The organism is Arthrobacter sp. Hiyo1 (genome assembly GCF_001263615.2).
Classification (GTDB): Bacteria; Actinomycetota; Actinomycetes; order Actinomycetales; family Micrococcaceae; genus Arthrobacter.
Genome location: NZ_DF952471.1, coordinates 132456 through 141931, shown reverse-complemented (window position 1 = coordinate 141931; position 9476 = coordinate 132456). Strand labels below are relative to the sequence as shown.

General features: G+C 63.3%; 9 protein-coding genes and 1 pseudogene. 6 read left to right on the top strand and 4 right to left on the bottom strand.

The genetic code is table 11. The features are described from left to right. Positions 1 to 297 precede the first annotated feature (297 nt). From AHiyo1_RS12200 to AHiyo1_RS12180, 5 genes are all read left to right on the top strand, one after another. Complete coding sequence (locus tag AHiyo1_RS12200; protein ID WP_059388744.1) at positions 298 to 1086, top strand: LamB/YcsF family protein; 789 nt, start codon at positions 298 to 300, stop codon at positions 1084 to 1086. A 1-nt stretch (position 1087) separates the two neighbouring features. Next, on the top strand, positions 1088 to 1684 hold the full coding sequence (locus tag AHiyo1_RS12195) for a 5-oxoprolinase subunit B family protein (RefSeq protein WP_253257301.1): 597 nt from the start codon (positions 1088 to 1090) through the stop codon (positions 1682 to 1684). A 121-nt stretch (positions 1685 to 1805) separates the two neighbouring features. Beyond that, positions 1806 to 2819 (top strand): 5-oxoprolinase subunit C family protein, encoded by a 1014-nt coding sequence (locus AHiyo1_RS12190; RefSeq protein WP_059388743.1) that lies wholly within the window; start codon positions 1806 to 1808, stop codon positions 2817 to 2819. Positions 2820 to 2876: 57 nt separating this feature from the next. Further along, positions 2877 to 4217 carry an MFS transporter gene (locus AHiyo1_RS12185; RefSeq protein WP_059388742.1) on the top strand — a complete coding sequence of 447 codons (1341 nt, stop codon included), beginning with the start codon at positions 2877 to 2879 and terminating at the stop codon, positions 4215 to 4217. Between the two features lie 57 nt (positions 4218 to 4274). Continuing rightward, entirely contained in the window at positions 4275 to 5024 is a 750-nt protein-coding gene (locus tag AHiyo1_RS12180) for an SDR family oxidoreductase (protein WP_059388741.1), read from the top strand. Positions 5025 to 5202: 178 nt separating this feature from the next. Here AHiyo1_RS12180 and AHiyo1_RS12175 read toward each other — a convergent pair whose 3' ends face one another. Continuing rightward, the gene (locus tag AHiyo1_RS12175) at positions 5203 to 5637 is read right to left on the bottom strand and encodes an acyl-CoA thioesterase (protein WP_084784486.1); all 435 of its coding nucleotides are present in this window, start codon (positions 5635 to 5637) and stop codon (positions 5203 to 5205) included. Between the two features lie 238 nt (positions 5638 to 5875). Between AHiyo1_RS12175 and AHiyo1_RS12170 the strand changes: the two genes are divergently transcribed. Next, entirely contained in the window at positions 5876 to 6769 is an 894-nt protein-coding gene (locus AHiyo1_RS12170) for a cytochrome c oxidase assembly protein (RefSeq protein WP_059388740.1), read from the top strand. A gap of 33 nt (positions 6770 to 6802) precedes the next feature. On the opposite strand, the gene AHiyo1_RS12165 is transcribed toward AHiyo1_RS12170, so the two are convergent. The 3 genes and pseudogenes from AHiyo1_RS12165 to purB form a co-directional block, all read right to left on the bottom strand. Next, on the bottom strand, positions 6803 to 7306 hold the full coding sequence (locus AHiyo1_RS12165) for a GNAT family N-acetyltransferase (RefSeq protein WP_059388739.1): 504 nt from the start codon (positions 7304 to 7306) through the stop codon (positions 6803 to 6805). 124 nt (positions 7307 to 7430) lie between these two features. Then, complete coding sequence (locus tag AHiyo1_RS12160) at positions 7431 to 8090, bottom strand: histidine phosphatase family protein (RefSeq protein WP_059388738.1); 660 nt, start codon at positions 8088 to 8090, stop codon at positions 7431 to 7433. A 50-nt stretch (positions 8091 to 8140) separates the two neighbouring features. Further along, positions 8141 to 9476 (bottom strand): annotated as a pseudogene (gene purB / locus AHiyo1_RS12155) (adenylosuccinate lyase); the annotation flags it as partial.

The following is a 9476-nucleotide window of genomic DNA, read 5'->3' as shown; positions in this document are numbered from 1 at the left end:
CCGTCGTCGACCTTCACCACGGAGGACGACGACGGCGGCCCGGCAGCATGCCGTCTCCGCCACCAGCATGTGTGCCGTAGGTCATAACCGGGAGCTATCCCGTGATAGGGAATAGGTCTTTGTGCCCGAAGTTCGTGGGTGCGAGACTTCTATCACCAAAGAATTACCGACAGTTCCCCGGATTGAAGAATTTTAGCTAAACACTTTCAATCGAAAAGGCGACTGAGTTTACCGGATATTCCAGCCGTTCGAGCGGAATTGCCGGACCCCAATGCAGAACCACGGAAAGAGAACCACGTGAACCCGACAATTGATCTTGTAGCGGATCTTGGAGAGGGATTCGGTGCCTACACCATAGGCAGCGACACCGATCTTCTGGAGATCGTTTCAAGTGCCAATATCGCTTGCGGGTTCCACGCGGGCGATCCGGACATCATGGACGCCACGGTCGCCGAATGCGTTCGCCGCGGAGTGGGAATCGGAGCCCACCCGAGCTTCCCGGACCTGCGTGGTTTCGGCCGCCGGGACATGGGCCTGACTGCCAACGAAGTGCGTGCGGATGTGCTCTACCAACTGGGCGCCCTGAACGGCTTCGCTGCCTTCCACGGAACCAAGGTGACCCACATCGCGCCGCACGGCCGGCTGGGAAATCTCGTCGCCGTCCGGGCGGATTACGCGGAGGCCGTGGCTGAGGCCGCTGCCCGCGTGGACAACGAACTGATCGTGGTCGCGCAGGAGGGCGAGTTGGCCAAGGCGGCACGTTCCGCTGGCCTGGACGTGGCGATTGTGGGCATTGTCGATCGTGCCTACCAGGAAGACGGGACCCTGGTCCCGCGCAGCCAGCCCGGCGCCGTGCTGCACGATCCCTCGGCTATTGTCGAGCGAACCGTCCGCATGGTGTGCGAGGGCAAGATCCGATGCGCCAACGGCACTGACATCGACATCTCCGCGGACACCGTCCTGCTTCACGGGGACAACCCCGGCGCCGTCGAGCTCGCCCGGCTGATTCGTTCGGAGCTCGTTTCGGCCGGCGTCCGTATTGCCCCGTTGACCGAAGTCATGGATGCCAAGAGGAAGGCGGCCTGACATGTCCGTTCTCATGGCGGCTCCCACCGAGATCTACGAATCAGGAGACTCCGCATTGCGCGTCGTCGCCCTTGCCGAAGCAAGCGAGGACAACTGGCTCACGGTCCACCGTCTTGCCGACTGGCTGGAGAGCTGTGGCGCCGAGGGCCTTCACGGCGCGGTACCCACCTACGATTCCGTGCTGGTGGAATTCGACCCCGTCCTGGTGTCGGCCCGTCAGGTGCGCGCGTTCGTCAAGCTGGGGCTCCTCGAAATGGGCCGGTCCGCCGGCGCCGCAAAGGCACCCCGTGAATTTGATGTTCCGGTGGTCTATGGCGGCGAATACGGTCCCGACCTGGAGAAAGTAGCCGAATACCAGGGCATCTCCACCGAGGAAGTCATCCGCGTCCACACCGAGAAGACTTACACCGTCCGCTGCCTGGGTGCTCCTGCCGGCTCGCCCATGATGGATGGTCCCGCCTTCCCCAAGCCTGTGCCCCGCCTCAAGGATCCGCGGCTCAGCGTCCCGGCCGGGGCAGTGGCCGTGGCCGGACGCCAAGCCGTCATCGCTCCCGCGTCCGCACCGGGTGTTGGTGCGTCATCGGTCAGACCCCTTTGACTGTCCTGAACATTCGCCGTGAACCACTTGTCCCTTACAAGCCAGGAGACATTCTCCGTTTCCGTCGCATCGAGGCCGGAGAGTTCGGCTCTTACGTCGGCAAGGAACTGGAACCAAGGCCATGAGCGGGCACATCCTCATCCAGCAACCCGGTAACGCCGTGGTCACAGACCTTGGCCGGTTCCGCGGACCCCGCTTTGGGCTTCCGGTCAACGGCGCCCTGGACCAGTACTCGGCCCGGGCCGCCAACATCCTTGCCGGCAACGCGGACAACGATCCCCTGGTGGAGATCACGGCCCTCGACTTCAGGATGAAAGCGCAGTCCGACATCCTGATCGCAGTCACGGGGGCTCCGTTGACCCTCACCGTCGGAGGGCGTCCGTGCAGCCAGTGGGAACCGGTTTCGGTCCGTGCTGGCGAGACGGTGGCCGTCCGGGGAATCAACCGGGGCCTCCGTGCCTACCTGGCCGTCCACGGTTCCGTGGAGGCGCCGACGCTGCTGGGTAGTTGTGCCCCGGACACCGTTGTGGGCTTCGGCCTGCAGCTCAAGGAAGGAACCACCCTCCTGACCCGCCGCAGCGTGGGCCCTGTTCGCCAACCGTACTTCGACCTTCCGCTCTTCCGGCTTGGTCTTGAACGGCCGGACATGGGGCAGGAACTGATGGTCGATGTGACTGACGGTCCGGATGTCGCCGAGTTTGGCGATTCCGCCGAGCTGCTCTTCACCTCGGAATACGCCGTAAGTGGCCGGAGCAATCACATCGGCCTGAGGCTCGGGGGTGAACTTCCGGAAAGAACCTCGAGTGGCGAAGTGCTTTCACGCGGGGTACCGGTGGGCGCCGTCGAGGTTCCTTCCCGGGAAGAGTTGCTGGTACTGCACCGGGGACGCGGCGTCACCGCCGGATATCCAGTCCTCGCCGTGGTCACCAGCAATGGCCTGGACGTCCTTGCCCAAGCCCGCCCGGGCGACAAGGTCCGCTTCAGGAAAACAACAGTGGCGGAGGCAACTTCCGCCCACCGGCGCTCGCGGGCGCAGCTTGAAACCCTCCGCGAATCCGTCAACACAGTCTTCGGACTACTTGGCATTGGATGCCGACCCCAGTGGCAGGACCTCCCGGTTGCGGCATGCAGCTAAAAACCTGTCGTCAAAACCTATAGGCGTTGCTACGCTCAACATCAAGAAGGAAATGTCATGACCGCTAACACCAACGCTGCACAAGTGCAGCATGAACGGCTCACAGGCCGTCAAACGCGCAAGGTTGTCACCGCAGGCTGCGTTGGCATCTTCGTGGAACTTTATGACAACGGCATCTTCGCGTTTATGGCCGGAACACTTGCCTTGGTGTTCCTCGCCCCCGGTAACCCGGACAACGCCTTGTTGTTCGTCTTCGCCGGCTACGCCGTCTCGTTCTTCGTCCGGCCCCTCGGCGCGGTTGTTTGCGGCTACCTGGGCGACCGGATCGGCAGGCAAAAGCTACTGGTCTTCGTCATTCTGCTGATCAGCGTCGCCACAGCCGGTATCGGAATCCTGCCCACGTACGCGGCCATCGGCATTGCGGCTCCCATCCTGCTCGTCCTACTGCGGCTCCTGCAGGGCTTCTCGGTCGGCGGCGAAGCCGCCGGCGCCATGACCTTCCTCGCTGAACATGCCCCCGAGGGCAAGCGCGGCATCATCACTTCCTACGCGCAGATCGCTTCGTTCGCAGCCCTCCTCACCGGCACCCTTGTGGCGTTCTCCATGTCTCCGTGGCTCACCCAGGCCGCGATCGACGGCGGTGGCTTCGGCTCCTTCGCATGGCGCATTCCTTTCCTGGTCGCCATTCCCATGGGCGTCATCGGCTGGTACATCCGCAAGGCCATCGCGGACACCCCCAACTTCACCAAGCTCAAGGAAGAAGGCGGCCTTTCCAAGAACCCGCTCAAGGAAGCCTTCCAGTCCGCTGAGCACCGCCGGGCCATGGTTCTTGCCCTCTTCATCCCGCTCATGAACGGCTCCGGCTACTACGTCCTGTTCTCCTACATGCCTACGTTCCTCAAAGGCAAGCAGCTCAACTTCACCATCGGCGAGGCACTGTTCATCACCGCCTGCAGCCTGGTTGTCATCTGCATCGCCATTCCTTTCATGGGTGCCCTCTCCGACCGCATCGGCCGCAAGAAAGTCATCGCCGGCTCCGCCATCGCCATGACCATCCTGGGCATTCCGTCCTACGCCCTCATCGCAACGGGAAACATGGGCCTGGCTATCCTTGGCGCCTCGATCATGGCCATCGTCTTCGCCGGCCACACGGCCGTCATCCACATCCTGATCGTTGAGCTGTTCCCCACCCGGGTTCGCTACTCCGCCTACGGCCTCGGCTACAACATCTCCTCCGCGCTCTTCGGCGGAACCGCTCCGTTGCTGATGACCTGGCTTATCAGCAGCACCGGCAACATCTACATGCCGGCCTTCTACGCAGTGATCACGGCACTCGGCACGCTCGCAGCCGTGAGCACGGTCAAGGACCGGGCACACGAACCCCTGCGCGACGCCTAGGCGCCGCTGACCTCCGGGCACAGTTCGTGCCTTCCATTTCCACTCTTTGGAGAACCGATGTCTTTTTCCGACTACACCACCGCCCTCGTCACCGGAGCGTCAACCGGTATGGGTGCCGCGATCACGGAGCGCCTGGCCAAAAGGGGCCTGACCGTTCACGCCGTGGCCCGCAACGAGGAACGCCTCAGCGAACTGGCCGATCGTACGGGTGCCATCCCGCACGTAGTTGACCTGACCGACACAGCTGCCCTGACCGCCGTCGTGAGCGAGCTGAAGGTCGACGTCCTGGTCAACTGCGCCGGAGTTTCCCGGCCCGGGAACCTCCTGGACTCGTCCGAGCAGGACATCGACGAGCTCATCGACGTCAACCTTCGCGGCCTGCTTCAGCTCACGCGGCTGGTCCTGCCGGGCATGGTGGAGCGCGACCTTGGCCACGTCATCAACATCAGCTCGATCGCAGGCGTCTACAACTTCTATGGCCACACGGTGTACCACGCCACGAAAGCCGCCGTGCACCAGATCTCCCGCCAGCTCAGGAACGATACGGTCGGCAAGCGCATCCGCGTGACCGAGATCTGCCCGGGGCGTGTGGAAACCGAGATCTTCGGCCGGAACATGGGCGGCACGCCTGAAGCCATGGAAGAAGCATGGAAGACGTACTACGAAGGCTACGAGTCGTTGACCACTGACGACATCGTCAACGCGCTCGATTACGCCATCGAAACCCCGCGCCACGTCAATGTGGGCATGCTGGAACTTATGCCGACGTTCCAGGTCCCCGGTGGTCTCACCTTCGACAGGCGCTGACCCCCCGCCTCCCTTGAGGCGCCGCGCCCGTCTGGGCGCCCCGAAGTTCCAGTGACATCACTCCCGTTGCTGGAAATACAAGCTGGCGGCCGCGAATTTCGCGGCCGCCAGCACCCGTTTCCGGGGAAAGGAGCTTTGGTGCGGGCCCGCCGCTTAGGGAGGGCCCGACGTCGGGCGCTCAGTCCTCGTGGAGGGCTTGCGTCAGATGGTGTGTCGGGATGCGGTCACGGTCATAGGTGATTTCCGTGTAGCCGTGCGGTTCCGGGCGGCCGTCGTGGCCGAGATTGACGAACACGATTTCCTCGATGGTCAGGATGCTGTCGCGGGTGATCATGTTGCGCACCTCCGCGCGCATGGTCAGAGACGTCCGGCCGAAACGGACCGCCGTCAGGCCCATCTCCACCAGATCGCCTTGGACGGCCGAGCTGACAAAGTTGATCTCGGAGATGTACTTGGTGACGGCGCGGCCGTTTCCAAGCTGGAGGATTGCGTAGATTGCCGCTTCCTCGTCGATCCATTTCAGCAGGCTTCCACCGAACAGCGTGCCGTTGGCGTTGAGGTCCTCCGGGCGTATCCACTTGCGCGTCCGGAACGTGATGTCAGCCTTTTCCATAATGCGAGATTAGCCGAGGCCGGGCGCCTGCGTCTCCTGCGGCGTGCCATGCTTGGCGCGACTCCGTAACATGGATACGGTGCACCCGGTTCAGGGCACAACACGACACGCCGATTCGCGCACCATGCGGTACACCGGGAACGCGCTGGAGGAACACCATGAAGATCGACAAAACCCGCCGTAGCGCCTGGCTGAGCGCCTGGCTGAGCGCCCGGCCTTCCGGCTTGGAACACTGACCATGCCACCGTTGGACGCTGTATTGGGCGCCTGGTCCATGAACTGGCCTGCCCTGGTCATTCTTATTGCCGCAGTCGCCCTGTATTCAAAGGGCCTGATTGCTGCCAAGCGCCGTGATATCCGCTGGCCCCTGTGGAACTCCTTTGCCTTCTTCGCCCTTGGCCTGGGGAGCTTCGCGGCACTGAGCTTTGGATTCCCGGGAACCTACAGCCACGACCTGAGGTGGGCATTCACCCTCAAAGTGACGTCCTATCTGTTTGTGGTCCCGCTGTTGGTTGGCCTGGGCAAGCCGTTAACCCTTGCCAGGCAGACCCTTGGCCCCGCGGGTGCGGCGAGGGTGGAAGCTGTGCTCGGGCACCGGCTCGTTCGCATGCTCAGCAACACGCTCGTGGCGGCGCTTCTGGGGCTCGCAATGTTCACAGTGTTCCTGACCCCGTTTTTCTACGTGCTGCGGACCAACCCCGCGGCCGACGTCATCCTGACGTTGCTCGTGCCCGTCATGGGCCTCCTCATGACCGTACCGATCATGGAAGACGGCGCAGGACGCACCTCATCGCTCATTGTGGTCGAGTTCATCTTTGTATTCATTGAGCTGCTTGCCGACGCGGTGCCCGGGGTCCTGATGCGGCTCAGCCCGGAAATTCTCGACGGCGCCACGTCAGTTTTGGTCAATCAGCCAGGCTGGTTCCCCTCACCCTTGCGCGACCAGCAACTCGCGGGAGACCTGATGTGGTTCCTCGCAGAGATTGTGGATCTTCCCCTCATCATCCTGATGTTTGTCCGCTTCTCCCGGAGCGACAAACACGAGGCCAAGAGCTTCGACGACCTGAGCGACGAAGAAATCGAAGCCCTGAATCGGGCACATCTGGGCCAAGGCGGACGCAGCCTGGATTGATCCGGTCCCGTCCTTTGGCCATCCCCCTGTGCCTCACGCCATTGCAGTGTGCGATGCGCTGTGCGAATCGATCGGCTTGGCGTAGCACTGCGAGTGGGTGACACCGATGTAGGGGCCGAAATTTGGCACCGCAGCGAAGCCGGCGCTTTCGTAGAAGCTGCGGCCGTCCGATTGGGCCGAACCCGCTTCCGCGGTGATCATGCTGAAACCGTGGGCATGTGCCTGCGCCTCCAACGCGGCAAGGATTGAACTCGCCACTCCTGAGCCCCTGGCGTACGGGACGACGTATAGCCGCTTGATTTCGGCCGTCTCGGCATCCAGGATCCTTAGCCCTCCGCAACCCAGGGGCTGGCCGGAACACTTTTCGTAGGCTACAACGAAGACGGCGGTATCTGCTTCCGACGGCGCGGGTCCGGGCTCGTGGTCCGAGTTGCCGAAACGTGCGTCCAGTTCCGCTTGCTGCGCTGCGCGGAGGTCCGCACCCACCGGGTTTGCCCAGGTGACCTGTCTGATGTTGAGCCGCGGATTTGTCTGCATCGGAACCTCTTTCGCCGAAGGGGGTTATGCCTATCAAGCCTAAGAAGCGGGGGTTACCGCGGTGTTTCCTCCGCGTAAGCGTCCGGAGAAATACCGGTGAGGCGGAACTGACCCCAACCGGCCCCTATTCGACGGCGTCGCCGGTGGGATCCTCGACCGTCCGGTCGGCCACGGCAAGTCCGCCTACGGGGCTTTGGTCCCAGTGCAGCAGCCGCCACCCGGTCTCCGGATCGCCTTCGAGCACCACGATTCCGGTGTTCTGCAGTTGGTGGGTGGCGGCGAACTCACGGCCAACATCCACAGCACGGCGGCCTGCCCAACAGCGGATCGCGGCACCATGGCTGACCACGACGGCGGTTTCGTCGCCCGACGCTGCCACTTTGGCAATGGCAGCGTCGTAGCGGGCGAAGAACTCGTGTCCATCACCAGCTCCCGGCATGCGGACGTCGAGTTCCCCGTCGGTCCAGTCGAAAACGGTGCTCATGTACCGGTGGTGCGACTCGTGGTCGGTGAGTTTCTCCAGGGCCCCGGCCTCAATCTCCTGCAGGCCGTCCAATACAGTGGCCTCGAGTCCGAGGGCTTTTGCAAGCGGGGCGGCGGTCAGCTGGGTGCGGACCAGCGTGGATGCATAGATGGCCGTGATGTCTTCGTTGGCGAGGGACTCCGGGAGCGCAGCGGCCTGGCGTTCGCCAAGTTCAGTCAGTCCCGGACCGGGAAACGCCGTGTCCAACTGCCCCAAGACGTTTCCAGGGGTCTGCCCGTGGCGGATAAGCAAGAGCCTCATGCTGACACAATTCCTTACGTCGATTCGGAAACGCAGGGCCCATGTGGCCGCTACTTCAGGTGGTCCACCAACTGGTCCGCGATGCCCGTGTACTTGCCTGGAGTAAGCGCCAGGAGGCGTGCCTCGGCTTCGGGAGACAATCCCAGGCTCGAGACGAACTCCTGCATGCGGACGGCATCGACGCGCTGGCCGCGGGTGAGATCCTTGAGCCGCTCGTACGGGTTTTCCATTCCAGCGACCCCGGCGATGGCCTCGGCGCGCATGACCATCTGGATCGCTTCGCCCAGGACTTCCCAGTTGGTGTCGAGGTCGGCCGCCAGTACGTCCTCGGCAACGTCCAGGGCCTTCAGCCCCTTGGCGACATTCGAGATCGCAAGGAGCGAGTGTCCGAATGCGACGCCGATGTTGCGTTGCGAGGAAGAGTCGGTCAGGTCTCGCTGCCAGCGGGAGGTAACCAGCGTGGCGCCCAGGGTGTCCAACAGGCCGTTGGAAATCTCCAGGTTGGCCTCGGCATTTTCGAAGCGGATCGGGTTGACCTTGTGCGGCATGGTGGAGGAGCCGGTGGCGCCTGCTACCGGGATCTGGCGGAAGTAGCCAATCGAGATGTAGCTCCAGATATCCGTGCAGACGTTGTGCAGGATGCGGTTGAAGCGGGCGACGTCCGCGTAGAGCTCGGCCTGCCAGTCGTGGCTCTCGATCTGGGTGGTCAGCGGGTTCCACGTCAGCCCCAGTCCCTCAACGAAGGACTGCGCTACGGCCTGCCAATCGGCGCCGGGAACGGAAGCGACATGCGCAGCATACGTGCCGGTAGCGCCGTTGATCTTGCCCAGGTACTGGGTCTTGGAAACGCGGTCCAGCTGGCGGCTCAGGCGATGCGTGATGACGGCCAGTTCCTTGCCGAGGGTAGTGGGAGTGGCCGGCTGGCCATGGGTGCGGGAAAGCATCGGGACGGCGCGGTTCTCCTCGGCCATTGCCTCGATCTGCTTCACCAAGGCGCGGGCTGCAGGGAGCCAGACATCTTCCACTGCGCCCTTGACGCCCAGGGCGTAGGAAAGGTTGTTGATGTCTTCCGATGTGCAGCCGAAGTGCACCATCGCGGTCAGCTTCTCGATACCGATCGCCGGGAGGCGGCGGCCGATGTAGTACTCGACTGCCTTGACGTCGTGGACCGTGACGGCTTCGATTTCAGCGAGTTCCGTGACCGAAGCGGCGTCGAACTCGGTGACGATGGCGCGCAGCTTCTCCTGCTGCTCGGCGGTGAGGGGCCCGGCGCCGGGAAGTACGTTGTTGCTGGTCAGGTGGATGAGCCACTCGACCTCGACGGCAACGCGGTCGCGGTTCAGCGCGGCTCGGACAAGTAGTCGACCAGGGGAGCGACGGCGGACT